Below are 23,466 nucleotides of genomic sequence, written 5' to 3'. Positions count from 1 at the left end.
AAAACGAGGGGAATATGAGCTATATCCTTCATTCTGGTTTTGCCTAGAATAGGGGTATGGTTCATACCCGTTTTTTTGTTCTATCAAAAAAGCAGATAATTCGGTAAAATAAAAGAGATGAAAAAAAGTATAGGATTAGGAATCATTTTAGGTTTCTTATTGGCTAGTTTGGAAATATATATATGGCAATTTCGATCTCTTAGTATTTCTCAAGTCGATGGTTTTTTCTTAACACTAATGGGAGGAGCACTGGTATTGTGGAGTGATTGGTTTAGAAGATGGGTAGGAAGAGTTTGGCTTGTACAAGGCACTATGGTGATGACAAGTTCCATTATTGGTCTTCTTTTTATTGCGTATATCAGCTATCGTTCACTTCAATATTCCTTAGTTATTTTCTGGCTTATCTGGCATTTTGTTGAATTTGGTGTTGTCTACATCCATGTATTATTTCAGAAGAATCGAGAAGCGCATGAACATTAAACCATTTCAGGAATATCCTAGAATGCATTTACAAAGGGATAGCTATGTCAATCTAAATGGCTTATGGGATTTACAAATTTGTCCATCAGGACAGGAACCAACGGAAGAGGATTTTCAGTCTATTTTAGTTCCATTTGTACCGGGTACTGCTGCTTCTTTATATCCCAAGAAGCCAAAAAAGACAGATGTTCTTTGGTATCAACTTCAATTTGCATATTTACCTTGTGATAAACAAACCTTTCTTCATTTTGAAGCAGTAGATCAAGATTGTGAAATTTACCTAAATGGAATTTTCTTACAGAATCATCGAGGTAGCTATGATGCTTTTGAAGTGAACGTTACTTCATTGATTAAATATCAAAATATTCTTGTGGTACGTGTAGAAGATCATGAGTTATCAGCTTTTGGATATCAAAAAGATCATCCCTTTTCGGGTATTTATGGGTCTGTTTGGTTAGAAGATAGAGCGATGAACTGCGTGGAAGAAATTGAGGTAGAGTATAAAAATCAGAAAGTGTTTATTCATTTAAAAGGAAACTTTGAACAAGCAGCCATCACCATTACAGAAAAAGGAAAGCCGGTTCATTCTGGTATCACCAATCAAAAGGTTTATGAAGCCGAAATTAAAAATCCACATGTATGGTCATTGGAGGATCCTTTTTTATACGATATTTATATTCAAACGGAAGAGGATGTTGTCAAAAGCTATTTTGCTTTAAGAACCATTGAAAATAAACAAGGACAATTTTGTTTAAATGGAGAAGCATTATGGCTGAATGGTATTGTAGATGAAACATGGTTAGAAAAAAGTGGACCTATTTGTGTCAGTGAAGAAGAAATAAAACATCGTCTTTTTCAAATCAAAGAACTTGGTTTCCAAGCCGTTCGTAAATGTGGCACACTAGAGAGAAACCGCTGGTTTTATCTATGTGATCAATTGGGAATTTTGGTCTTTCAAGAAGTTCCTCAAAGTTTTTCTGAGACAAAATCTTTCTTATTTGGGAATAAAAAGGAAAGAAATGAAGAGGAAAAAAGAGACTATATTCGAGAGTCTTCTATTCTTTTTAAGCAATACCGGAATCATCCTAGTTTAGTGGCTTGGATTCTTTTTCCAAAAGGGTGGGGTGCTTTTGAGATAGAGTCATTAAAAATAAACTGTTTATGGGATATTTCTGAAGGACGAAAACTAACAGGTGGTGATTTTTGTCTAAATGGAAACTTAGATCCAAACCGTATTTCTATGAAGACTGTTGGGAGCTTGGGTTATTGGCAAGAAGTAAGAGAAGTATTAGGCAAGGCTCGGAAACAATATGATGATAAAATTGATTGGAATCAAGCTATTGAAGAATTACTGGAATCTCAACTTGAAACTGCCGTGCAAAAAGGATATGCCGGTTACTTTTATGAGCGATTTCAGGATTGTGGGCTTAAAAATGATGGTTTATTTAGTAAGGAATCATTAGTGATCAAAGTGAATGAAAGAATATTGAAACATTGGAATCGCCATTTTAGGAGGTTATACAAGCATGGAAGATAAAATTGTTATTGCACAAGCGTTTGATGGACAAGTGCGTATTCGTTCTATTCATAGTACTCATTTAGTGGAAGAAGCACGGCAAAAACATCATTTGATGGCTACCTCAGCCGCAGCGTTAGGAAGAATCATGACAGTTACAGCTATTTTGGCATCAGAATTGAAGGATCCAAAAGCGAAAGTAACCTCTATATTCAATGGTGAAGGACCAATAGGAACGGTATTGGCACAAGGGGATGGAGCTGGTCATATACGTGGTTTTGTTGGTAATCCATCCGTTTATTTGGTTCGTGAAGATGGTCATTTAGACGTAGGAGCCGCTATTGGTCAAAAAGGAACTTTAAAAGTGATTAAAGATCTGGGATTGAAAGAACCTTTCTCGGGTGTGGTGGATATTCAAAGTGGAGAAGTGGGAGATGACTTTGCGTATTATTTTGCGGTTTCTGAACAAACACCATCCATTGTTGCGGTGGGTGTGCTGGTGAATCCGAAAGGGGATATTCGGGTGGCCGGAGGAATGATTTTCCAATTGATGCCGAAAGCTAGTGAAGAAACCATTTGTGCTTTGGAAGAAATCGCTCATACGATGAAGCCAATCACTGAGTTAATCGATGAAGGGTTAACGCCAGAAGAAATGATTTATGCTTATGTTCCAAAAGCCCAAATACTTGGTGAAAAAGAAGTTATGTGGGATTGTCCGTGTTCAAAAGAACATTATTTTCAAGCTATGACTACACTTTCTGATCAAGAGATACAAGAAATGATAGAAGAGGATCATGGAGCAGAAGTAACGTGCCAATTTTGCAATACGACATATCAATTTACCGAAGAAGAATTAAAGGAAATCTTATATGCAAAACACATGGAAAATCGCTGATCTGGAAATAGAAAATCAAGTCGTTGCAGCTCCATTAGCCGGAATTTCTAATCCGGTGTATCGTTCTTTGATGCGTCAATCAGGAGCCGGGTTGGTGGTATCAGAAATGATATCGGATAAAGCTTTACATTATAAAAGTGAAAAAACATTTAAAATGTGTGAAACTGTAGAAGAAGAACATCCTGTATCTCTTCAACTTTTTGGCTCTGATCCAGATACTATGGCAGAAGCGGCGGAATATCTAAATGAGCACAGCAATTGTGACGTCATTGATATCAACATGGGTTGTCCGGTTCAAAAAAATCATTAAATCACATGCCGGGTCCTATTTATTACAAGATCCGCGACAAGCACAAAAGGTGGCGAAAGCGGTTGTGGATCATTCTAAAAAACCGGTTACGGTTAAGATAAGGACGGGTTGGGATCATCAACATAAAAATGCAGTGGAAGTAGCGAAAGTCTTGGAAGAAGCCGGGGTATCCGCCATAACGATTCATGGTCGAACCAAAAGTCAAATGTATAGTGGAACGGTGGATCTGGAAATGATCAAACAAGTCAAGCAAGCTGTATCAATTCCTGTTATTGGTAATGGAGATATTAAGACTGTAGAGGATGGAAAAAGAATGTTGGAAGAAACAGGAGTGGATGCCATCATGATTGGTCGAGGCTTATTAGGACGTCCATATTTTATGTCGGAAATGGTGGCTTTTTTAAATGGTGAAGAGTTTATTGAACCGAGTTTTTTAAAACGGATTCATTTATTAGAAGAGTATGCGATTCATTTATCTGCTCGAATGGGTGAAAAAAATGGGATCCAGATGATGCGGGGGATGGCGTCTTGGTATGTAACAGGAATGCCTAATTGTTCACAAATTAAAAAAGCATTATCGAGTATTCATACCTTAAAAGATTTACAACAAATTTTAAAAGATTATAAAAAGAGCCTGGCATCAGATCTTTTATAGGAAACGGGATACTGTTTTAAGCCAAGATTTTTTAGTACAATGAGAATATGAAGATTATTTTTTCACCAACTAAAAGAATGAAGATACAGGATGATCTTTTTTCAAATCAAAAACCATTTTTTTTAAAAGAAGCGAATGAATTATTAGCACAGATGAAAACTTATTCTGAAGATCAGAGAAGGAAGATTTTTAATACTTCTGAAGGGCTGTTTCAGAAAGTGAATCAAACGCTTTTAGATACGGAATCTATGATGGGAAGAACACCTTCCCTTTTTGCGTATCAAGGGCTGGCTTTTCAACATCTGTCAGCGAATTCGTTAGGTCAAGAAGAATTAGCGTATTTAGAAAAAAATTTGCGTATTTTATCTGCTATGTATGGTGTTTTGAAACCAAAAGATGCAGTGGTTCTTTATCGCCTGGAAATGAAAACAACTTTACCTTTGGGCAGTTTATATGCGTATTGGCAAAATAAGTTAAAAGATTATTTTCAAAAAGAGGAAATTATCAATGTGGCTTCTAAGGAATACAGTGATGTCCTTTTGAAAGAGTATCCGGGGAAAGTAACCCATATTATTTTTGGACATTTGGCTGATGGAAAACTGAAAACCAAAGGAACACTAGCAAAAATAGCTCGCGGCGACTTGGTTTATTCCATGGCAGAACGAAAAGTGACATCAGTGAATGAATTGAGGGTTGATTTTGACCGATATCGGTATCGAGAAGATCTATCAGATCAAGATCATATTGTGTATTTATATGGCTAATAAGCTGAAATGGGTATTTTTATTCAATGTATTAAAAAAGATGATATAGGTCTATCATCCTAAAAGTATTTATAGGTAAGCTACTCACATAGTATTTCACCTTCTACCTCTTCATCTTTATGATTAACATGACTATCAAAGTCTCCTTCAAAAAACCATTTATACGATCTTGAAGCTATCGTTTTAGTTTCAAAATAATCCAGCCCACCACCTACGGCTGCTCCAATGCCCGGAATAAGTTTACCTAAATTAATAAAACCTTTGCTTCCAAACTTTGTTAGTAATCTAAAACCTACCTTTTTATTGATAGCAATTAGAACTTTCCCAGGTATTTTTTCAACTAATTTGGTGGTGACTTTCATTGTTAGTTTGATTCCTGTTTTTTTCAGAATTTGATGAATGGCAACTCCTGCCAAGCAAGAATAAACCAATGTTTGTGTTTGATCGCTTTTCAGATCATAGCCTGCCATATAAGCGGTGCACGCTATCATGCGCATTTGTACATATAAAACATTCGCTATATTAGCCGGTAGAGTAACAGGTAGGGTTATGATTCCACCTAAACCACTGAGCACTCCGGATGTGGTACACTTTAATATTTGTTTATTCATCATATCTTTACAGGCTTCTTCTTTAGAGGTGTGTTTAGATAAATACTCATTCGCAAAATCTTCTATTGAAGGACTAACCAAAGGAATCCCATTTAATGTTTTTTTGTAAGATTCATCTAAAAATTTCATGATATCTTGTTGCGATAAAGGCGTTTTTGGATTCATAAACTTCTCCCTATAAAAATACGCTTTAATTATATATATATATATATATTCAAGACTTTATCCAAACACACAATGAAATTTTGCCTAAAAACTAAAGTGTATACCGATCAAAAAGGATCTATCAAAAAAGATTGATTTTCAAAATAAAATAAAGGAATTAAAAAGGTGCTTTTTAACCCTTTCAGAACGGAAGATAGTTGATTACAATAAAAGTGATGGAAGATAACTATTTACTCACTCTATCGTTACTTTATCGAAATGCTAAAAAGTACTTTGATCATAACCTATCTCCATATCATTTGGGATGGGGTCAAGTGCTTCCTTTACTCATGGTCAATGAACACGCTGGAATTACCATGCAAGAATTAACTCAGAAATCTGTGGTCGATAAGGGAACTACTTCTAAAGTGGTTCAAGGATTACTGGATCATGGTTATTTAAAGGTTAAAGTAGATGAACAAGATCACCGAGTCAAGCATCTTTATACCACTTCCAAAGCTTCGGATATTATCAGCTCTATTTATCATTATCGCCAAGAATATGGGCAGATTTTATCAAAAAAAGTGGACTTTGCTCGTTTTTTAGAAGATTTAGCCATGGTCATGAAAAATTCCGAAAGAAGTGTCCATGAAGAGGAGAAAGATTTCCATTGTCTACGCATCGGAAGCTATAAATGTTTAGATTTAGGGAATTATCCTGCTAAAATCAGTGCTACTATCTATGTCTCCGGTTGTAATTTGAAATGCCCTTTTTGTAATCAAAAAGACTTGGTTTTTTTGCCTCAAGAAGCCAATTTTTTAGAGACTCAAGATATTTTAGATGATTTGAAAACAAGAGTTGGTTTTTTAGAAGGAGTTTGTATCAGTGGAGGAGAACCTTGCCAGCAAGAAGCTTTGATTCCTTTTTTAGTAGAAATCAAAAAACTTGGCTTGGCAATAAAGTTGGAAACAAACGGTACATTTCCGCATGTGTTAGAACAGTTGATACAGAGAAAGTTGGTAGATTATATTCAACTGGATTGGAAAAATGTTCGTCGTAAACTTCCTGAAACCGTTGGTTTATTGGAAAAGGATGTACCAATTTTTCGTATGAAAGAAAGCTTGAGATTGGTTCGTCAGTCAGGAATTCCATATGAGATTCATACCACTGTCGTTAAAGGGCTCCATAGTGAGAAAGAAATACGACAAATGAGTAAAGAATTAGAAAATGATCGACATTGGAAGTTATATCCATTCCGTCAAAGTAAGCAGGTTATTCAAGCGAATTTGTCTGAATGGAGTGAAGAAGAATGGGAGAAAATGAGTCATGTGGAAAGTTAAGAAAAGAGATAATAGCTTAACAGAATTTGAAATGGATAAAATCAAAACAGCCATTAAGAAAGCTTTTCATGGTTCTAAAAAGCGCATTCATTCCTCGGTGTTGGATTTGCTTGCTATTCGAGCAGTGGCTGATTTTGAAGATAAAATGGTGGATGATGTCATTAGCGTGGAAGATATTCAGGATAGTGTGGAGCATGTTCTTTCGGAATGCGGATATTCAGAAGTGGCTAAAGCATATATCTTATATCGAAGAGAACATGAACGGATTCGAGAGATTGAAGAGGTGAATCACCGATATTTAAAGGATATGGAGCGTTATTTAGAGGGAAATCCAGAAAATACGATTGGTGGCTTAATTCTTAATCATTCAGCTTCTTTAACAAAACTTTATTGGTTGGAAGATATTTATGATCGAAGTATACGAGAAGCCGTTCAAAGAGGGGAATTGGAGATTAGGGGCATGGAAATGATGGCTCCCTATTCTTGCAAGTGGGATCTAAGTGTTTTGTTAGAAAAAGGGATTTTATCTGTTCAAGAAAAGGTGGGAACCTTACCGGCGAAGCATTTCAGCACTGCTTGTTCCCATATTATGAACTTTGTGGGAATCATTCAAAATGAGTGGGTGAGTGTTCAATCTTTTGAACATGTAGATACTTTATTGGCTCCTTTTGTACGCAAAGATCAATTGAATTATGCGGAAATCAAGCAATCCATTCAAACTCTTGTATATGGATTGAATGTTCCATCTCGCTGGGGAGGAAGAGCCCCTTTTAGTCATTTTGCATTGGATGGGGATATACCGGAATCTTTTGCGAACAAAGAAGTCTATATTGCTAATAAAAAAGAGAATTTTGTCTATGGAGATTTGAGTGAAGAAGCCAGAAAAATCCGTCAAGCTTTCTATGAAGTTTTGTTGGAAGGAGACGGTGAAGGTAAGCCGTTTGCCTATCCGTGGATTAGCTTATATCAATTAGAAGATGGAGCGTTGGATTTATTTAGGAAAGATCAATGTTTATTTTGGCGAGCTGTTCCCCAAGAAGTACCTAACCAAATGGTGAGTGGGAAGGTGAGTATTTCATTTGATCAAGCAACTTGGAAAGAAAAGTTGTTATTAGCTAGAAAAGTCTTATTAACTCAACAAATTATCTTGGATAAATTGTTTGAAAATGGGTTATATCCATATACCAAGGCCTATGGTTTACCAAGGAAAAAGGTCGCAAAAATTTGTTGGAAGAATCTTTCTTTGGAACAAGCAGAGGGTTTAGTGCAATGGATACAACAGGAAAAGAAGGCTCTTGAAAAAGAAGGAATTTATATGGAATTTATTCCTGAAAAAGAACCGGATGCCATGAAAGGATTTATGTTACAAGAAAAAACCCAAAGTGTAGATGGCTTTGGGAAAGTACAATCTATTGACTTGCCTGAAGAAATGAGTCATCAGGATATTTGTCATTATTTAGCTAAGATTCAGGAAATGTATCATCTTCATCTACTGGGTTTTCATTTAAAAATGAAAAAGTAGCGAATAGAGGATAATGATCGGAAGGTTCTTGTTCCGCATAATCCTTTTTTATTTTTCGTATGTTGAGAAGCTTTAAATGATGGATAAAGATTTGATCAATGGCTTCTTGTTGGTGACCAATAGAACCAATTTTACGGTTTACAGTTGTTCCTAAAGGAGGTGGACAAGTCCAAGAAGAATCTAATGTAGAAAGTGTCTTTTTGGATAAAGTGGTATTCATATCTCCACATAAAATAACAGAATCTTCAGGAAGAAGAGATAAAAGAATTTGAAATTGCCTAAAACGAATGGATTCAAAATTGGCATCCAAGTGGGTATTGGCAATGGTTAATTTTTTTCCGTATGGATCTTGAACGGTGGCTAGCGTTACAATTCTTGGAAACTGAGACAAGAATAATTTAGAGCCTTTTTGGGTGGGCTTTTTGGATAACCAAAAAGTTTGATAACGAAGGATTTGAAACCGATTTTTGCGAATAAAAATTAAATTTGCTTCATTATTGAAAAAACTGGCACGATATTGACCGACCACTTGGTAGTCTTTTTCCAATGATCGAAAAGCCCTTCGCATGGATTTGGTATATTCTTGGACACAAAGAATATCGGGTTGATGTTCGTTTAAACAAGCTAAAATGGCCGGTAATCGGTCAGAAATTTTTTTAGAACTCCATGGATACGTGAAGTCGGATAAAAGGTTAAAAGTCATAACGGAATACGGTTTCATCTTTTTAATAATAGCAAAAATGAGGGCATAATGAAAAAAAGAGAGGCATATGTTGAAATTTTTAGTTGTGAATGGAATCAAACAGCCACTAACGAAAGAGTTAAATGGTCTTTTTAATTGACATATACCTATATGGGGTATATATTAATATCCTATAAAAAGGGGAACATTTATGGAGTTTCATGCGCATGAACATAAAAAAAGAAGTGAAGAAGAAAAGAAGGCTTTGATGGTACGGTTGCGACGAATTGAAGGACAAGTACGAGGAATTGAAAAAATGGTAGAAGGAGATCAGTATTGTCCTAATATTGTGGTTCAAATTTCCGCGGTTTCATCCGCTTTAAATAGTTTTGCGAAAGAACTGATGACGACGCATATTCAAACTTGTGTGGTAGAAGATCTTCGTAAAGGAAATGAAGAAAGCATTCAAGAATTGGTTAAGATGGTTCAAAGGTTAATGAAGTAGGAGGATACATGGAGAAGTATCAAGTCAAAGGAATGAGTTGTGCGGCTTGTCAATCGGCAGTAGAAAAAGCCGTAAAAAAAGTTCCCGGCGTGAAATCTTGTTCGGTTTCTTTATTGACGAATTCAATGGTAGTAGAGGGGAATGTCAATCATGAAGAAATTGAAACGGCAGTGGAAAAAGCTGGTTATCGGATTGTTTTGAATGAACAAAAAGGAAAACAATCATTAGGAAATGAATTACCTGAAGAGGAAACACCAAAATTAGTAAAACGTTTTGTGGCCTCATTGGTCATTATTTTAATTTTAATGTATTTTAGTATGGGTTATAGGATGTTTCATTGGCCATTACCTTCTTTCTTGGATCAAAATTACATGGCTTTGGGATTGATTCAAGCTATTTTAGCTTTTGGAGTGATGGGAATCAATTATGCTTTCTTTGTGTCAGGCTGGAAATCATTGTTTCATTTGACGCCAAATATGGATACCTTAGTGACATTGGGATCGGGAATTTCCTATTTTTGGTCAATTGGCACTTTATTTCGAATGACGACAGCCTCTATTTCTGAACAAATGTGGTTAGCTCATCATCAGTATTATTTTGAATCAGCGGCTATGATTTTAGTCTTTATTATCTTGGGAAAAACCTTAGAAGCTTATTCTAAAGGAAAGACGACCAATGCGTTGAAATCTTTGATTCAATTAAGCCCAAATGAAGCTTGCCTTTTGATTCATGGAAAAGAAAAGCGAGTTTCTGTTGAAGAGGTGAAGGTGGGGGATTTCATTTTAGTAAAAGCCGGGGAAAAAATCGCTGTAGATGGTGTTATTTTAGAGGGACAAGCAACGGTGGACGAGAGTACATTAACAGGAGAAAGTTTACCGGTGGATAAAAAAGTGGGAGATGTTGTCAGGGCGGCTACAATCAATAAAACAGGGTATATAGTGATTCGGGCAACACAAGTTGGAGAAGATACCAGTTTAGCTCAAATTATCGAGTTAGTAAAAGAAGCTTCTATGACTAAGGCTCCCATTGCTAAAATTGCTGATCAAATTTCTTCTGTTTTTGTGCCGTCAGTGTTAGGAATTTCTTTCGTTGTCTTTTTAATTTGGTTATGGATAAGTCAAGATATTAGTTTATCAATGCAACATGCGGTATCAGTTATGGTGGTGGCTTGTCCTTGTGCCCTTGGTTTAGCAACACCGGTAGCTATCATGGTAGGTAGTGGTGTCGGTTTTCAAAACGGGTTGTTATTTAAAACATCTGAGTCTTTAGAAGAAATGGCCAAAATGGATATTATTGCATTGGATAAGACAGGAACGATTACAAAAGGGCAGCCACAAGTGGTGGAAGTATTTGAAGAAAGGGAAGAACTATGGCCATTAGCCTATGCTCTGGAAGCTAAGAGTGAACATCCTTTTGCGAAAGCGATCGTAAGAAAAGCGATGAAAAGAAAGATAGTCTTACAAGAAGTACAACAATTTGAAACATTAGTCGGCCATGGTTTAAAAGCTTATGTAAATGGAAATGAAGTGGTTGGTGGTTCATATCGCTATATTTCTTCTTTGAGTCTATTAAGTGAGGCTCAGAAACAAGCATTAGAAGCTCAAGCAAATATGGGAAGAACGCCATTATTGTTTATTCAAAATGGATGTTATTTGGGAGCTATGATAGTAGCGGATCCAATCAAAGAAGATTCTAAGGAAGCTATTGAAATTCTTCAAAATACCGGTCGAGAAGTGGTCATGATTACGGGTGATCAAGAAGCAACCGCACAAGCGATCGGAAAGCAGGTAGGGGTGAAACATGTGATTGCTGGTGTGTTACCAAATGAAAAAGAAGAAGTGATTTCTTGGCTTAAAAATTTTGGAAAAGTGGCTATGGTAGGTGATGGAATTAACGATGCTCCTGCTTTGACAAAAGCTAATTTAGGATTAGCTATAGGGGCTGGTACGGATGTGGCTGTAGAGGCGGCGGATATTGTATTAAGTCAATCCAGTTTAAAAGAAGTAGTGCAAGCCATTGATCTCAGTGAAAAGACGGTTAATGTGATTCATGAAAATTTATTTTGGGCGTTTATTTATAACTTAATATTAGTTCCATCCGCAACCGGCTTTATTCCTGGGATCACAATTGAACCAATGTGGGCAGCGGCAGCGATGGCTTTAAGTTCTGTTACAGTGGTATTAAATGCGTTAAGATTAAATTATATGAATATCAAACGTGTTCCAAAAAATAAAAAGAAAATAGAAATTCATTGGGAAGAGTGGAAAGAAAAGAGGAAAAGCCAAATGAAAAAATTATAAAAGTAGAAGGAATGATGTGTCATCATTGTGAAATGACAGTAAAGAAAACTTTAGAGATGATTGATGGAGTGGAAAGTGCGGTTGTTTCGCATGAAAAAGGGGTGGCTGAGGTATCCTTATCTAAGGAAGTCCCCGATGAACTGTTTCAAAAAGCAATTGAAGAAAAAGAGTATGGTTTCAAAGGAGTTGAACATGTTTAAAACAACAATTCAAGTGGAAGGTATGGCTTGTTCCATGTGTGAAAATCATGTGCAAGAGGCAATTCGTCGTTTAGGATCTGTCTCCAAAGTAAAAGCCAATCGGAAGAAAAAAGAAGTCAGCTTTTTATCGGAAGAAATACTTGATCCAAAGACGATTCAAAAAACAATTGAAGGGCTTGGGTATGAATGTAAGAGTATTTCCACAAGCGAATACAAAAAGAAATCTTTGTTTTTTTAAGCATGATAAAAGACTGGAGAGGAATTCTCCAGTCTTTTAGAAGTCGCAAGTATCCGGATCAATATGATCTGGACCATAGTTTCGAATACCATCTAAAAATTGAAGATCTTCTTTTGCTAGGTGGAAAGAATGGAGTTTTGTATAATCTTCCATTTCATCTAAATCATTGTTTTGAACTAAGGGGATAACCTCCTTATCCAATAGGTATCTAGCACATATCATACGCGTGGATACTTGATATTTATCTGCAAAAATTTTGATTTCCTTAGCATTTAAAATGGCCTCATGATTTGGTGGTAAAAAGCCAATTGTTTGAATTCCGTGAAGTTTGGCACAATCTAAATTATCCTCAAAAGGGAAGCCCGGGTAAAAACGAGCTTGGTTGACCATTGGGGAGATATTAGAAAATTCCAAGTATTCTTCGATATGATGAGCTTGGCAATTACCAATGCCGATCGCATGTATTTTTCCATTTCGATATAAATCCTCTAAGGCAAACCAGGTTTCTTTTTCAATGGTTGTATGATTTTCTCGAAATTCTAAAGGATTTGGCCAATTTATTAAGAATAAGTCAATGTAATCAGTCTTGAAAACTTTTAACAAATGACCAAAATAACGTTTAACGCCATTAGCACCATGGTCGTGATTTTGAAGCTTGGCTGTCAGAAACAGATCGTCTCTGTGGATGTGCCTTTCTTCAATCGCTTTTTGGATAAGGGGGAAATAGGTTGGATTTGAGGGTAAATCAAGATGACGGAAGCCACATTGAAGGGCGTTTAAAACATCCGTATAGATGGCACTCTCTCTTGAGTGATCAATACGATATCCTGGATAGGGAATAATAACACCGTTATGTAAAATCGTGGTGCGAAAGGCTGTTTTCATATTTTTATTATACCCTCATTTTCTTTTGATAGATATTTTATTCAAAGGGAAAATATTTTCTGTCTGATATTCTTCGAAGAGGATAAAGTAGAGATAGAAAGAGAGGATAACAAGATGGCGATCAAGCGAGTGTTTCATCCAAAGGAGTGTATTCAATTAGAAAATCTATCGGTTTTGGAGTTGTATGAATTATTTTCGAAAGAAGATAATTGGGAAGAATTAGCTAAAATCAATTGGCCAAAGACAAGAAAAAAGAAAAAGATTTATACTTGAAATGGTAAAACGTCGCTTATTGAAAAATATAGCTTAAGTTTCAAAGTAAATGCCACTTGCTGGAGCATTTCGTTGGAATTTAACGGTTTTGGAATTTACAGCTTGATTTTCAAAAAATGTATGGTATATTATTTAAGCACGCCTTAATAGCTCAGTCGGCAGAGCGAGCGGCTGTTAACCGCTAGGTCACAGGTTCGAGCCCTGTTTAAGGCGCTGTAACTTAATAGAAAGGTGTTTACAGTAGTCATGTAGACACCTTTTTTGGTATTTCTTAAATATTTCGGGAAGAGGAATAAGTATGTATAAGTGTGTTTTCCAAGAAGAGATTGTTGCATGGAATTATACGCTTGAAGATACAACGAAACTTGCAAAAGAGCGGAGAATAAAATTAGTAAAAGACAAATTAGAATTAGTATTGATATGCCAGAAGACACTTTTGCAAAAGACTGTACAAGTGAAGGGATAAGAATTAACTTCAGATTTCATATGAAATATTGCAAATTCATGAAGAGGAATCCGGTTGATTTTTTTGAGGGTCTAGCAAAGAAGATATTGGCAAACAGATTTCTGAATTATTTCTGATTTATCTTTCAAAGTTTCTTAGCATTCCGATCTTATCGCATGGACGAGATTCCCAAATAAAGAAAGACAATTTATGTAGGAGTAAGGGCAGATGTACTCAAAGATAAATTAAGCTTGAAAGAATATAAAGATCCATTTGGAGAAGAGACAAGATGCACTATGACTTGGACAAGCCAGTCATTTTGAGAGTCAGGCAAAGAAAAAGAGGCTGATAGCCTCAGTTCAACCCACCTGTTTTACGGGTAGGTATGATTTACTTCTTTAAACTTTTGAGATATTCTTTTTGTTCAAAAGTGATACGATGACTTTCACGGGCTTTTTGGATGGTTTTATTATGAACCCATAGATCAAGATTTCCATTCTCTAGATAAGGAATAGTAGCTTGCCATTGCTTAGCTAAAGCAGTAGCGAAAAACCAGGCAATCATCATATTGACATAGTATTCATCTGAGTGAACTTGTGCCGGCATTTTCAAATAGGAGTCATTGAAGTCATCATCTAAAAAATGTGACATTAGTATTTCGATACCAAAGCGACAGGTATAAGGATGTTTAGAAAAAATCCAACGCGGTATTTCAGCCATAAGTAAGGAGTGATTTTGTTTGAAAACTCGTGGAGATAAGATATCACAGACCGCCCAGTTATCCACAAAGGGAAGAAAGGTATCAATGGCTGAAATACAAGATTTGAAGTCCTGAATTTCAGAAATCAATAGGCTATGTAACATATTCTCATCGTAATAGACATGGGGAAGTGTCCTTAAAAAAATGGAAGTATCTTTTTCCTTTGATAGCTTTTTAGCTAGTTTTCTAAGTTGTGGAACACGTATTCCAAGGATAGAGGTTCTGGGTATGTTGGGGATTAGATTACTTTGAAAATCGGCGTAATTGGTATCTTGTAAAACAAATAGTTCTTTTTGAATGGTCATAATCATTTACTCGATCCAGAAAACTCTTCCTTCTGCTCGCTTAGCAGGATTAGGAATAGTACCATCAATATAACCAATAGCACAATGACCGATTCCCTCCCATTTTCCTTCAATATGAAGTTTCTTTAATAAATCCTGATACATAGGCATTTCAAATTCTTCTTTAGCACGATGAATCCAAATACTTCCTAAACCAAGTGAATGGGCAGCCAGCATCATGTTTCCTAGAACTAAACTTCCATCGTATAAGTAAGTCGCTTGATTTTTATCAGCAAGAACAATCAGAATAACAGGAGCCCCATAGAAAGGATCAAAATCCTTTTTCCAACCGCCAATCTTAAAATTATCAGCTGAAATTCGATTTCTAAGTTCTTGGTTGGTCACAGCAATGGTCATGGTTGCTTGTTGCCCTTTACCACTAGCCGCATAGCGACCAGCTTCAATAATTTGTTCAATATCCCTTTTATTCGGTATATCTGACTTGAACTTGCGAATGCTTCGGCGGGTTTGGATAGCAGCTAAGATATCATTCATAAAAATCTCCTTTTCTATTGAATGGTCATGGTTTTAAAATGAAATCGAGTCCTATTTTCGCTTAAATAGACGAGAGAAGAATCCCTTTTTCTTTTCAGGAGCAGAGGAAGTTTGTTTCGTTGTATCCGGAATATCAGTCGCGCTTTTTTGATAAATGATTTCTTGAGAAACTATTTTTTGCAAAATCTCCTTTTCTTCCATACCGGTTAATTCTTTGAATTGTGCTATGGCAACATCATGATAGACATAGGCACCTTTCGGATCACAGAAACGGATGTCTGAATAACAAGTAGACTTATTGATGTCGAAGGGATCAACTTCAATGATTTCCGTTGCTTCCATAAGACCGCTGTTTGTGTCGGAGGCTTCTTGCAAAGCCAAGAGAAAAACCTCTAAGTTGGTTGCGAAAAAATCTTTTAAAATTTCATGGATTGTCTCATCGTTTTCATAATCAGACAACAAAGCTTTGACTTGATCGGGATTCATATAAATTCCAGAGGAATAATTTTCTTCAATGCGTGAGTGGATGGGGGCTTTTACCCAATCCGGAAGGAAACTAGACCATGGACTGCAATATTTTTCCATTTCGGGATGTTTCTCTAATAGGAAAGAATAAGCGGTTCCCCTAATATACTGATAGCGAGTGAATAGACCACTGATCACAGCCATTCCATAGAGAAGCCCTTTTTCGGAAGGTAAATCAAGCTGGTTAACAATACTTTGAAGAACATAGCTGTACTTTTCAGCAAAAAAGGTTTCTGGTTGTTTTTGGATGATGTCTTGAATAACAGAGTCATCTCCATTTTGAAGTGCTTTTAATGGTTGAAAAAACCATGAATTCATTTGATCCTGACGAATTGGATGATAGCTAATGTCAAATCCCATGTTTCCTCCTTTTTATCTTGGCTTTATGCCGGATAGGATAGCTTAATTATATAGTATAATAACGGTATTGCTTTGTGAAATGTCATTAAGAATGGCTATTTAAAAGAAGCTTTTTTAACATCTTGAGGTTTAAAAAAGAAATGATATTCAAAAAAAGAAAAAGCCTCTTTCATTAATTGACGATATTCATCTGATTTAAAGTCATCGGTTTGGCATAACATTTCATACCATACATAATTCTCTTTAAAATAATAATGGGTTTCTTGGAAGCCATGGCGGAGATAAAAATGCTTTCGACGATAAGGAATAGAATGTTTTTCTTCGACCAGTTCGGTTAAAAGAAATATTTTTTTGTCTTGGAAATGTTGGACAATGCGATCTAAAGCCTCGCCCCCTAATCCTTGGTTTCTGACCGATGGTTCAAGAGCGAAGAAGAATAAATAGACACAATTTTTATTTTCGACAGTAAAGAAGAAACCAATAAACTTCTTTTCTTGGACAATTGGATAGAATTTTCCTTTTTCCTTTTTTGGATGTTTTTGAGAATCCGAAATTGAATTCTTTCCAAAAATGGGAAAGAAGAAGTATAGAGTTTTCGAATTTCTTTTTCGAATTTCATAGATGATATCTCCTATATATGATACAAGTAGCATTAAATTTTCAATAAGTCAAAAATAATGGGAAATATTAGACAAAATAACCTTTTTCGCATAAAATCAGAAGGTAGAAGCGAGGATACACGATGGATTGGAAAACGTTACAAGGTTATGAAGAAAAATATGCGAAGATCACAGTCAAACCGCATAAAACATTTGATGGAAAGGTCATTGAAGTCCTTTATGGAGCTTTAGATGAAAATGGGCAACCAACGTTGGCTGTAGAGGGGCATGAGGATGGACATGGCCGTTGGTATGGAATTGAATCAAATGGGGAGTATATGATGCTTGTTTGGCAAAAACCGGTTAGCCAAGGTGGGGACATTGAATACGGAACAGAGTTTAGAGAAAATGCGGTTGAGGAATTAGAAAAGGATGTTCGTCATAAGCAAGAATTGTGTCGTCGAGTGGAAATGTTCCATGCTGGTACAAGTGCTGAAGAAATTGAAGCCGTGAAGAAAGAATGGGAAGCTATCCAAAATTGGAAAACAGCGAAAGAAGTGGAATACAAGGCTTGGTTTGATGAATCATTAGAAAAGTTAGAAATTCGTCGAGAAAAAGCGGTTGAAAATGCGGGTATAAAAGAAGCTTTGGTTCAAAAAGCAGAAGAATTAAAAAATTCTACTACATGGAAAGAAACCCAAGAAGCTTTTCATCAATTGCAAGATCAATGGCAAGAAACCGGGCATGCAGGAGAAAAGGAAAACACTCTTTGGGAAGCTTTTAAAGAAGCTCGCAAGGAATTTAATAAGAAACGTAAAGAGTATTTCGCTAACTTAGACAGTATTCGAGCTGAAGTGAAGATTAAAAAAGAAGAATTGATTAAGTCCGTTCAAGAAGCGATGGAAAAGAACGCTAATTATAATGCCTTATCCAGCAAGATGGATGAATGGATGAACGATTGGAAAGCTTTAGGATCTGCCGGTCGCGAATGGGATGATCAGTTATGGGAAGCTTTTAATGGGGCTAGACAAAAGTTCTTTGCTGAACGGAAAGAATTCTTTAAGAAGAGAAATGAAGAATTTAGTACTAGTTTAGCGAAGAAGAAAGCGTTGATTGAACAAGCAAAGGAAATTGTGGCGACAGGCAATTTAGATAAAGAAAATACTGAAAAGATGAAGAATTTGGATGTGGCTTGGAAAGATACGGGATATTCGGGCAGAAAAGATAACGATCGTATCTGGGAAGAATTCAAAGCTGTTAAGGAACAATTCTGGGAAGCAAAACATCAGGCCAATCAACAACGTTTTCAAGAAGTTTTAGCCCATAAGGAAGAACTGGCTGAATCGTTACGAAAGGAGATCAACCAACTTCAAGAAGATGTTTTCCAAGTTGATGATTATGAAGAAGTTCATGAAATGGAACGTCAAATCGCTCGCAAGAAGTCTATGTTAGATCAAACAAAAGTTGACATTGAGGATTTAAAGAACAAACTCAATTAGTTTTCTGAAAGCTTAAAGTGGTTTCCATTTTAAGCTTTTTTCTTTCTATAAGAATATAGATTTTTCATAGATGATTCACAACATGGAATTCTTTTTTGTTATAGTAGGTATGAGGTAGCGGTATGTCAGTCAATCAAATTGTATTTTTAGTATTAGATAGTGTTGTCTTTGTGATGTTTGTGAGAATGATGATTCATTCTAGGCAAGTGGAGGTGGAAACCAAGGTTGGTAATCGTTGGGCTGTGTTTGGGTTATTTGTGTTGTTAGCTATTGTGGGTTTTGGACATAATAAAGGATTCTTCCGTTACATTCAATCTGGTATTGTTTTGGTATTGGGCTGGATGTATATGACGATGAAATCTGGACTTTCTCCAAAAGGAGTGGTTTTAATGGGGTCTTTAATTTCATATGAGAAGATAGGACAGTTAACTTTATCCAAAAAAGATTCCAGCTTATTTTTTGAGCACCTACGTAAAACAAATGCTTTGTTTTTTGAACCTTCTCAATACGAAGAATTTCGTGCTTATTTAGCTAAACATTCAGTGTCTGTGAAAAAGATGCCACGATGAAAAGGATTTTTCTCTTTACTTGGGAATAGATAAGTATGGAGAAAATTCTTTTTTCATTGGTATGGTTTAGTTTTTGTTTGACGTTTTCTTATCGACAGTATTTTCACCGTAGTCAAAAAGGAAAGAGCGTTTGCGATGCTTGTTATAGAGAATTGAAATGGTGGATGAAAATACCGATCTTGGGGTATTTGTTGAATCAAGGTCATTGCCCTTATTGTAAAAAGCCGATTCCATTTTTTTGGTTCGGCATGGATGTATATAGTCTTTTGATAGGGGTGGCTTGGCAAAAATCTAAGATGACTCTTCTTCCATTTATGAGTTTATCTTTTTTATTTATCAAGATGGGTTTAGAAGATGCCTATAGTGAGAGAATGCGAACTTTTGACTTGGGATTAAGCAGCGTTTTGATGGCATTGTTTTATTTTCAAGGAATAAAAGGAAAATGGTTGATCTCTATTTTATGTATTTTCATTTCTCCTTATTTGAAAAATCCTTGGATAGGGGAGGGAGATATTTGGTTGTTTGGAATTTTTTTATTGGGTTTACCGTTGGAATTGGTTCATTTGTGGTTAGGGATTGCCAGTGGCTTGGGATTATTATTTTCTATGGCCACGAAGAAAAAAAGAATTCCCTTTGGCCCGTGGTTGTTTCTAGTGGGCTGGTTACTACTAATTATTGGGGAACAATGCTAAAATAAACGCATGAAAAAATGGTTCATTCGATTCAATCAGGTGATAGCACTATTCGTTGGTTTATTAGCTACTTTTTTATTGATTCAATGGCTAGTGGCACCTATTTATCAAATAGCTTTATCTTATTCATATTCTCTCATCGTCAGTGTAGAATTGGTTCATTTGATCATGCTTTATTTTTTAAATAAAGCCATTGATCGACAAGACGGTCGTATTATTTCACAACGGTTTCATTTAGGGCGTTATGTGTATTTATCATTAGTGCTTCAGGCAATGATTCTTTTTATTTACTATATCATTGACGTTTGTTGGTTAGAGTCGGAATTTTACTTTTGGAATCAAAAAGTCAGCGTTTTGGTATTAAGTTGTTTTGGGATTTATTACCTAGGAAAATGGTATTTGAATCGGTTTGAAAATTACTTTTTACTTTGGAAGGATAAAAAGAAGTCTAATCAGAAAGGAAAGGAAGCGTTTAGTTTATTGATTGATCGAGTAGACGGTTCTTATATCGAAGGCTTTTTAAGAGGGGAAATTTTTCAGGGTGAAAAAGTGTCTTTGTTGGATCAGCTGATTGAAAAAGATGGGGAAATGACACCGACTGTATTAGCCCAAGGAACAGTAGAGGAAATTTTGGTACAGGATCAGCGTAGGAAGTTTGTAAAGGAAGAAAAAGTTCGTTTGAAAATTTGTTTTGATGAACCGTTAACCATCAATACGTACCAATTGTTATTAGGCTATTTGCCTAAAGATCGAACTAAGAGTGAATATGTGAATGGTTTATTGAAGGAAGTTCAAAGTCGTGTGACGGATTATCAATATCTCCATCAACTGTTTTGTTCATTTGAAAAGACGGATTTTTATCAGTTGAAATACAATGGTCATCTGGAACAAAATACCGTTTTGTACGATAAGGTTTTTATTCCGGCGACAAATGCCTATTTAAAGTCTATTTATACCAGCCCAAAGGAAGCGTTTCGTAATCAGGACTTATTGGAATTGGAAGGCTTGAAGTTGACGAAAGTTCCTTTTCAAGAAGTTTTAGAACAGGCTAAACAAGATCAAATGGGGATCATTATCAACCCTTTTGGAACAAGTCGATTTGTGGTGGATATTCAGCAATTTGAGAATCAAATAAGAGAATTAAGTCGTGTGATAAGAGCGATGCGTGGAGGAAACATAAAATGAGAAATTCGAATTTATATGAAAAATTAGCGAAATTGGCAGTCAATATGGGGGTGAACGTTCAAAAAGGTCAGCCATTATTGGTTAAGGCGAATATACAGGATGTGGAGTTTGTACGTATGATTTCGAAGGAAGCTTATGAAGCGGGAGCCTCAAATGTTATCGTGGATTGGAGTGATGAGAAATTAACTCGTTATCAATTTCAATACCAAAATTTAGAAGAGTTAAAGAATATTCCGGATTGGGTCCACGATAAAAACAAGTACCTTCAAGAACAAAGGGTATGTTCTTTACGAGTGGAGTCGGATTGTCCAGGTGGATTAAAGGATCTTGACCAAGAAAAGATCAGTGCTTATTCGCAAGCTTTCTCTGAAAAGATGCACGATTTGGTGGATTATACGATGAAAAATATTGGCCAATGGTCTATCGTTGCTTTGCCTTCACAAGATTGGGCAGAATTGGTATTTCCGAAGTTAAATCCGAAAGAAGCGTATGATGCTTTGGAAAAAGCGATTTTTTCAGCCTCCAGAGTTGATGAAAATTCGGATCCGGAACAAAATTGGCGTGAACATGATGCTCGTTTGACAGCTTATGCAAAAACAATGACAAACTATCAATTTACAAAATTACATTTCATTTCTGAATTAGGAACAGATTTAGAAGTGGGATTGGTAGAGGATAATATATGGGAAGGCGGAGGTTCCATCTCTGCTTCAGGGGTGCACTTTGAACCAAATATTCCAACCGAAGAAGTTTTTTCAATGCCTCATAAGGATAAGGTCAATGGAATTGTCTATGCTTCTAAGCCTTTGAGTTATTCGGGAAAGGTGATTGAAAATTTTTGGTTCCGTTTTGAAAATGGAAAAGTGGTGGAATATGGAGCTGAAAAGGAAAAGGAAGCTTTGGATAAATTGGTTCATTTTGATGAAGGCTCTTCACATTTAGGGGAAGTGGCATTAGTTCCGTATAATTCTCCTATTTCACAATCGGGTATTTTATTCTTTAATACTCTATTTGATGAAAACGCTGCTTGCCATTTGGCTTTAGGTCGTGCTTATCCGGAAAACATCAAAGGTGGTTTAACGGATGATGAAGAAAGTTTAAAGAAGCGGGGTATGAATACCTCTTTCCAACATGTAGACTTTATGTTTGGAACCAAAGAAATGAAGGTGGATGGGATTCAAAAAGATGGAACGGTTGTTCCTGTATTTCGGAAAGGAAACTTTGTGATTGGTGAAACGCTATGATGCAAAATGTAAATGAACAGTTAATGAAATTGATTGATGCTTCGCCAACGGCTTATCATGCGATTGATCAGGTAAAAAAGAAATTGATTCGTGGTGGATATACGGAACTATTGGAAAGCGAAGCTTGGCATTTAGAAGAGGATGGACGTTATTTTGTTTGTCGAAATGGATCTAGCCTTTTAGCTTTTCGTGTTCCTGTGAAAGATTACCATGGATTTATGATTGGAGCGGCTCATTCTGATTCTCCGAGTTTTAAATTGAAAGAAAATGGAGAAATTGAAAAAGAGGGCTATCTTCAATTGAATGTAGAGGGCTATGGTGGCATGTTAATGGCACCATGGTTTGATCGTCCTTTAGGGATTGCCGGACGTGTGGTGGTCAAGGAAGGAAAAACGTTTTCTTCACATTTGGTGGATTCAAAAGAGGCAATTGCGATGATTCCAAATTTAGCCATTCATATGGATCGTCAAGCCAATGAAAATCATAGTTATAACATCCAAAATGACTTATTACCAATCATTGCTCAAGGAAAGAAAGATGAACAAGTTTTGCATTATTTTGCGAAAAAGTTAGAGGTTGAAAAAGAAGCGATTCTTTCTCATGATTTATTTTTGTATCCAAGAAATGAAGCTTATATTTGGGGTATGAATCAAGAGTTTTTAACTGCTCCTCGCTTAGATGATTTACAATGTGCTTTTGCGAATCTATATGGTTTTTTAGCGGCTAAGGATTCCAATAGTATTCCGATTATGGTGATTTTTGATAATGAGGAAGTGGGCTCTTTGACAAAACAAGGGGCAGACAGTACCTTCTTAAGTGATTGTTTAAACCGTATTCATCAAGCTTTAGGCCATGATGGAAAGACTTATGCACAAGCCATTGCGAATTCAATGATGGTATCGGCGGATAATGCTCATGGGGTGCATCCAAACTATATTGGAAAGCATGATCCTGTCAATCATCCTAAGTTGAATGAAGGGATTGTCATTAAGTTTAACGCTAATCAACATTATACAACTGATGGTATCAGTGCTGCTTTATTTAAAGATATTTGTCAGAGCCAAGAAATCCCTTTCCAAGTGTTTACCAACCGCTCAGATGTCCGTGGGGGTAGTACATTAGGAAATATTTCAAATGCTCATGTGTCTTTGGTGACGGTGGATGTTGGATTAGCTCAGTTGGCTATGCATTCTCCTGTGGAAACTGCCGGGGTAAAGGATACAACTTATATGGTGGAGGCTTTGGCAGAATTCTTTAGTCGATCGTTAATTCAAACAAAGTCTGGTTATGAGTGGAAATAGGAAAATCAGGTTTATCTGTTAAGATAGATCTCCTTTAAAATGGCAAGAAAGGGAGGTAAATTAGAATGAGGAAAGGAGTGTTCCATGTAATATGGGCTTAAGAGGATGGGTTCATAGGTATAAACGGA

26 protein-coding genes and 1 tRNA gene are annotated in these 23,466 nt (G+C 36.2%); 20 read left to right on the top strand and 7 right to left on the bottom strand.

The window, feature by feature from the left end; genetic code table 11:
* The first annotated feature begins 117 nt into the window (after positions 1-117).
* The 6 genes from HMPREF9013_RS00200 to HMPREF9013_RS00180 are packed head-to-tail and all read left to right on the top strand — an operon-like array spanning position 118 to position 4,620.
* Entirely contained in the window at positions 118-480 is a 363-nt protein-coding gene (locus HMPREF9013_RS00200; RefSeq protein ID WP_006626346.1) for a hypothetical protein, read from the top strand.
* Entirely contained in the window at positions 470-2,017 is a 1,548-nt protein-coding gene (locus HMPREF9013_RS00195) for a glycoside hydrolase family 2 (RefSeq protein ID WP_040333186.1), read from the top strand. The genes HMPREF9013_RS00200 and HMPREF9013_RS00195 overlap by 11 nt, the downstream gene beginning before the upstream one ends.
* Positions 2,007-2,891: an Hsp33 family molecular chaperone HslO gene (gene hslO / locus HMPREF9013_RS00190; protein ID WP_006626344.1), complete on the top strand. Its 885-nt coding sequence runs from the start codon at positions 2,007-2,009 to the stop codon at positions 2,889-2,891. The genes HMPREF9013_RS00195 and hslO overlap by 11 nt, the downstream gene beginning before the upstream one ends.
* Positions 2,866-3,201, top strand: coding sequence for a tRNA-dihydrouridine synthase (locus HMPREF9013_RS07680; protein ID WP_006626343.1), 336 nt, complete (start codon positions 2,866-2,868; stop codon positions 3,199-3,201). Before hslO ends, HMPREF9013_RS07680 begins: the two co-directional genes overlap by 26 nt.
* Positions 3,137-3,856 carry a tRNA dihydrouridine synthase gene (locus HMPREF9013_RS00185; RefSeq protein ID WP_332247686.1) on the top strand — a complete coding sequence of 240 codons (720 nt, stop codon included), beginning with the start codon at positions 3,137-3,139 and terminating at the stop codon, positions 3,854-3,856. The genes HMPREF9013_RS07680 and HMPREF9013_RS00185 overlap by 65 nt, the downstream gene beginning before the upstream one ends.
* A 47-nt stretch (positions 3,857-3,903) precedes the next feature.
* Positions 3,904-4,620 (top strand): YaaA family protein, encoded by a 717-nt coding sequence (locus HMPREF9013_RS00180; RefSeq protein WP_006626341.1) that lies wholly within the window; start codon positions 3,904-3,906, stop codon positions 4,618-4,620.
* 80 nt (positions 4,621-4,700) lie between these two features.
* Here the strand turns inward: HMPREF9013_RS00180 and HMPREF9013_RS00175 are convergent, their stop codons facing one another.
* Complete coding sequence (locus tag HMPREF9013_RS00175) at positions 4,701-5,396, bottom strand: EcsC family protein (protein WP_006626340.1); 696 nt, start codon at positions 5,394-5,396, stop codon at positions 4,701-4,703.
* Between the two features lie 215 nt (positions 5,397-5,611).
* Here HMPREF9013_RS00175 and HMPREF9013_RS07130 point away from each other — a divergent pair, with 215 nt between their 5' ends.
* Positions 5,612-6,715, top strand: coding sequence for an anaerobic ribonucleoside-triphosphate reductase activating protein (locus HMPREF9013_RS07130; RefSeq protein ID WP_050772066.1), 1,104 nt, complete (start codon positions 5,612-5,614; stop codon positions 6,713-6,715).
* Positions 6,702-8,237, top strand: a complete 1,536-nt coding sequence (gene nrdD, locus HMPREF9013_RS07125) for an anaerobic ribonucleoside-triphosphate reductase (RefSeq protein WP_006626338.1) — start codon at positions 6,702-6,704, stop codon at positions 8,235-8,237. Before HMPREF9013_RS07130 ends, nrdD begins: the two co-directional genes overlap by 14 nt.
* On the opposite strand, the gene HMPREF9013_RS00160 is transcribed toward nrdD, so the two are convergent.
* A complete protein-coding gene (locus HMPREF9013_RS00160; protein WP_083793744.1) occupies positions 8,176-8,958 on the bottom strand; it encodes an endonuclease/exonuclease/phosphatase family protein in 783 nt (260 codons plus the stop codon). The two genes, nrdD and HMPREF9013_RS00160, sit on opposite strands and share 62 nt — an antisense overlap.
* A 172-nt stretch (positions 8,959-9,130) precedes the next feature.
* Between HMPREF9013_RS00160 and HMPREF9013_RS00155 the strand changes: the two genes are divergently transcribed.
* The 4 genes from HMPREF9013_RS00155 to HMPREF9013_RS00145 are packed head-to-tail and all read left to right on the top strand — an operon-like array spanning position 9,131 to position 12,162.
* Positions 9,131-9,424, top strand: a complete 294-nt coding sequence (locus HMPREF9013_RS00155; RefSeq protein ID WP_006626337.1) for a metal-sensing transcriptional repressor — start codon at positions 9,131-9,133, stop codon at positions 9,422-9,424.
* Between the two features lie 8 nt (positions 9,425-9,432).
* The gene (locus HMPREF9013_RS00150; RefSeq protein WP_006626336.1) at positions 9,433-11,724 is read left to right on the top strand and encodes a heavy metal translocating P-type ATPase; all 2,292 of its coding nucleotides are present in this window, start codon (positions 9,433-9,435) and stop codon (positions 11,722-11,724) included.
* A gap of 14 nt (positions 11,725-11,738) precedes the next feature.
* A complete protein-coding gene (locus HMPREF9013_RS07510; RefSeq protein WP_006626335.1) occupies positions 11,739-11,924 on the top strand; it encodes a heavy-metal-associated domain-containing protein in 186 nt (61 codons plus the stop codon).
* A complete protein-coding gene (locus HMPREF9013_RS00145; RefSeq protein ID WP_006626334.1) occupies positions 11,917-12,162 on the top strand; it encodes a heavy-metal-associated domain-containing protein in 246 nt (81 codons plus the stop codon). Before HMPREF9013_RS07510 ends, HMPREF9013_RS00145 begins: the two co-directional genes overlap by 8 nt.
* 36 nt (positions 12,163-12,198) lie before the next feature.
* On the opposite strand, the gene HMPREF9013_RS00140 is transcribed toward HMPREF9013_RS00145, so the two are convergent.
* Positions 12,199-13,047 (bottom strand): aldo/keto reductase, encoded by an 849-nt coding sequence (locus HMPREF9013_RS00140; RefSeq protein ID WP_006626333.1) that lies wholly within the window; start codon positions 13,045-13,047, stop codon positions 12,199-12,201.
* 114 nt (positions 13,048-13,161) lie between these two features.
* Between HMPREF9013_RS00140 and HMPREF9013_RS07410 the strand changes: the two genes are divergently transcribed.
* Entirely contained in the window at positions 13,162-13,320 is a 159-nt protein-coding gene (locus HMPREF9013_RS07410; protein ID WP_006626332.1) for a hypothetical protein, read from the top strand.
* Between the two features lie 140 nt (positions 13,321-13,460).
* A tRNA-Asn gene (locus tag HMPREF9013_RS00135) sits at positions 13,461-13,533 on the top strand.
* 622 nt (positions 13,534-14,155) lie between these two features.
* Here the strand turns inward: HMPREF9013_RS00135 and HMPREF9013_RS00130 are convergent.
* The 4 genes from HMPREF9013_RS00130 to HMPREF9013_RS00115 all read right to left on the bottom strand — a co-directional run bounded on the left by HMPREF9013_RS00130 (position 14,156) and on the right by HMPREF9013_RS00115 (position 16,902).
* Complete coding sequence (locus HMPREF9013_RS00130) at positions 14,156-14,830, bottom strand: DNA alkylation repair protein (protein WP_040333189.1); 675 nt, start codon at positions 14,828-14,830, stop codon at positions 14,156-14,158.
* Positions 14,831-14,836: 6 nt separating this feature from the next.
* Positions 14,837-15,364: a nitroreductase gene (locus HMPREF9013_RS00125; protein ID WP_006626330.1), complete on the bottom strand. Its 528-nt coding sequence runs from the start codon at positions 15,362-15,364 to the stop codon at positions 14,837-14,839.
* A 51-nt stretch (positions 15,365-15,415) separates the two neighbouring features.
* Positions 15,416-16,249, bottom strand: coding sequence for a hypothetical protein (locus HMPREF9013_RS00120; RefSeq protein ID WP_006626329.1), 834 nt, complete (start codon positions 16,247-16,249; stop codon positions 15,416-15,418).
* 95 nt (positions 16,250-16,344) lie between these two features.
* Complete coding sequence (locus HMPREF9013_RS00115; RefSeq protein WP_006626328.1) at positions 16,345-16,902, bottom strand: GNAT family N-acetyltransferase; 558 nt, start codon at positions 16,900-16,902, stop codon at positions 16,345-16,347.
* A gap of 89 nt (positions 16,903-16,991) precedes the next feature.
* Between HMPREF9013_RS00115 and HMPREF9013_RS00110 the strand changes: the two genes are divergently transcribed.
* The 6 genes from HMPREF9013_RS00110 to HMPREF9013_RS00085 all read left to right on the top strand — a co-directional run bounded on the left by HMPREF9013_RS00110 (position 16,992) and on the right by HMPREF9013_RS00085 (position 23,338).
* The gene (locus tag HMPREF9013_RS00110; protein ID WP_006626327.1) at positions 16,992-18,347 is read left to right on the top strand and encodes a DUF349 domain-containing protein; all 1,356 of its coding nucleotides are present in this window, start codon (positions 16,992-16,994) and stop codon (positions 18,345-18,347) included.
* A 122-nt stretch (positions 18,348-18,469) separates the two neighbouring features.
* Positions 18,470-18,916, top strand: coding sequence for a hypothetical protein (locus tag HMPREF9013_RS00105; RefSeq protein ID WP_006626326.1), 447 nt, complete (start codon positions 18,470-18,472; stop codon positions 18,914-18,916).
* A gap of 35 nt (positions 18,917-18,951) precedes the next feature.
* A complete protein-coding gene (locus tag HMPREF9013_RS00100; RefSeq protein ID WP_006626325.1) occupies positions 18,952-19,608 on the top strand; it encodes a prepilin peptidase in 657 nt (218 codons plus the stop codon).
* Positions 19,609-19,617: 9 nt separating this feature from the next.
* On the top strand, positions 19,618-20,793 hold the full coding sequence (locus HMPREF9013_RS00095) for a hypothetical protein (RefSeq protein WP_006626324.1): 1,176 nt from the start codon (positions 19,618-19,620) through the stop codon (positions 20,791-20,793).
* Positions 20,790-22,037 carry an aminopeptidase gene (locus tag HMPREF9013_RS00090; RefSeq protein WP_006626323.1) on the top strand — a complete coding sequence of 416 codons (1,248 nt, stop codon included), beginning with the start codon at positions 20,790-20,792 and terminating at the stop codon, positions 22,035-22,037. Before HMPREF9013_RS00095 ends, HMPREF9013_RS00090 begins: the two co-directional genes overlap by 4 nt.
* Positions 22,034-23,338, top strand: coding sequence for a M18 family aminopeptidase (locus HMPREF9013_RS00085; protein ID WP_040333184.1), 1,305 nt, complete (start codon positions 22,034-22,036; stop codon positions 23,336-23,338). The genes HMPREF9013_RS00090 and HMPREF9013_RS00085 overlap by 4 nt, the downstream gene beginning before the upstream one ends.
* Positions 23,339-23,466: the final 128 nt, after the last annotated feature.

This window comes from Bulleidia extructa W1219 (assembly GCF_000177375.1).
GTDB classification, from domain to species: Bacteria; Bacillota_I; Bacilli_A; order Erysipelotrichales; family Erysipelotrichaceae; genus Bulleidia; species Bulleidia extructa.
This window is presented reverse-complemented; position numbering and strand designations above follow the sequence as displayed.

What these genes read in the sequence shown, in the direction of transcription:
- HMPREF9013_RS00200 (WP_006626346.1), top strand. Translation starts at nt 118, where the DNA reads ATGAAAAAAAGTATAGGATTAGGAATCATTTTAGGTTTCTTATTGGCT.
- HMPREF9013_RS00195 (WP_040333186.1), top strand. Translation starts at nt 470, where the DNA reads ATGAACATTAAACCATTTCAGGAATATCCTAGAATGCATTTACAAAGG.
- hslO (WP_006626344.1), top strand. Translation starts at nt 2,007, where the DNA reads ATGGAAGATAAAATTGTTATTGCACAAGCGTTTGATGGACAAGTGCGT.
- HMPREF9013_RS07680 (WP_006626343.1), top strand. Translation starts at nt 2,866, where the DNA reads ATGCAAAACACATGGAAAATCGCTGATCTGGAAATAGAAAATCAAGTC.
- HMPREF9013_RS00185 (WP_332247686.1), top strand. Translation starts at nt 3,137, where the DNA reads ATGAGCACAGCAATTGTGACGTCATTGATATCAACATGGGTTGTCCGG.
- HMPREF9013_RS00180 (WP_006626341.1), top strand. Translation starts at nt 3,904, where the DNA reads ATGAAGATTATTTTTTCACCAACTAAAAGAATGAAGATACAGGATGAT.
- HMPREF9013_RS00175 (WP_006626340.1), bottom strand. Translation starts at nt 5,396, where the DNA reads ATGAATCCAAAAACGCCTTTATCGCAACAAGATATCATGAAATTTTTA.
- HMPREF9013_RS07130 (WP_050772066.1), top strand. Translation starts at nt 5,612, where the DNA reads ATGGAAGATAACTATTTACTCACTCTATCGTTACTTTATCGAAATGCT.
- nrdD (WP_006626338.1), top strand. Translation starts at nt 6,702, where the DNA reads ATGTGGAAAGTTAAGAAAAGAGATAATAGCTTAACAGAATTTGAAATG.
- HMPREF9013_RS00160 (WP_083793744.1), bottom strand. Translation starts at nt 8,958, where the DNA reads ATGAAACCGTATTCCGTTATGACTTTTAACCTTTTATCCGACTTCACG.
- HMPREF9013_RS00155 (WP_006626337.1), top strand. Translation starts at nt 9,131, where the DNA reads ATGGAGTTTCATGCGCATGAACATAAAAAAAGAAGTGAAGAAGAAAAG.
- HMPREF9013_RS00150 (WP_006626336.1), top strand. Translation starts at nt 9,433, where the DNA reads ATGGAGAAGTATCAAGTCAAAGGAATGAGTTGTGCGGCTTGTCAATCG.
- HMPREF9013_RS07510 (WP_006626335.1), top strand. Translation starts at nt 11,739, where the DNA reads ATGTGTCATCATTGTGAAATGACAGTAAAGAAAACTTTAGAGATGATT.
- HMPREF9013_RS00145 (WP_006626334.1), top strand. Translation starts at nt 11,917, where the DNA reads ATGTTTAAAACAACAATTCAAGTGGAAGGTATGGCTTGTTCCATGTGT.
- HMPREF9013_RS00140 (WP_006626333.1), bottom strand. Translation starts at nt 13,047, where the DNA reads ATGAAAACAGCCTTTCGCACCACGATTTTACATAACGGTGTTATTATT.
- HMPREF9013_RS07410 (WP_006626332.1), top strand. Translation starts at nt 13,162, where the DNA reads ATGGCGATCAAGCGAGTGTTTCATCCAAAGGAGTGTATTCAATTAGAA.
- HMPREF9013_RS00130 (WP_040333189.1), bottom strand. Translation starts at nt 14,830, where the DNA reads ATGACCATTCAAAAAGAACTATTTGTTTTACAAGATACCAATTACGCC.
- HMPREF9013_RS00125 (WP_006626330.1), bottom strand. Translation starts at nt 15,364, where the DNA reads ATGAATGATATCTTAGCTGCTATCCAAACCCGCCGAAGCATTCGCAAG.
- HMPREF9013_RS00120 (WP_006626329.1), bottom strand. Translation starts at nt 16,249, where the DNA reads ATGGGATTTGACATTAGCTATCATCCAATTCGTCAGGATCAAATGAAT.
- HMPREF9013_RS00115 (WP_006626328.1), bottom strand. Translation starts at nt 16,902, where the DNA reads ATGCTACTTGTATCATATATAGGAGATATCATCTATGAAATTCGAAAA.
- HMPREF9013_RS00110 (WP_006626327.1), top strand. Translation starts at nt 16,992, where the DNA reads ATGGATTGGAAAACGTTACAAGGTTATGAAGAAAAATATGCGAAGATC.
- HMPREF9013_RS00105 (WP_006626326.1), top strand. Translation starts at nt 18,470, where the DNA reads ATGTCAGTCAATCAAATTGTATTTTTAGTATTAGATAGTGTTGTCTTT.
- HMPREF9013_RS00100 (WP_006626325.1), top strand. Translation starts at nt 18,952, where the DNA reads ATGGAGAAAATTCTTTTTTCATTGGTATGGTTTAGTTTTTGTTTGACG.
- HMPREF9013_RS00095 (WP_006626324.1), top strand. Translation starts at nt 19,618, where the DNA reads ATGAAAAAATGGTTCATTCGATTCAATCAGGTGATAGCACTATTCGTT.
- HMPREF9013_RS00090 (WP_006626323.1), top strand. Translation starts at nt 20,790, where the DNA reads ATGAGAAATTCGAATTTATATGAAAAATTAGCGAAATTGGCAGTCAAT.
- HMPREF9013_RS00085 (WP_040333184.1), top strand. Translation starts at nt 22,034, where the DNA reads ATGATGCAAAATGTAAATGAACAGTTAATGAAATTGATTGATGCTTCG.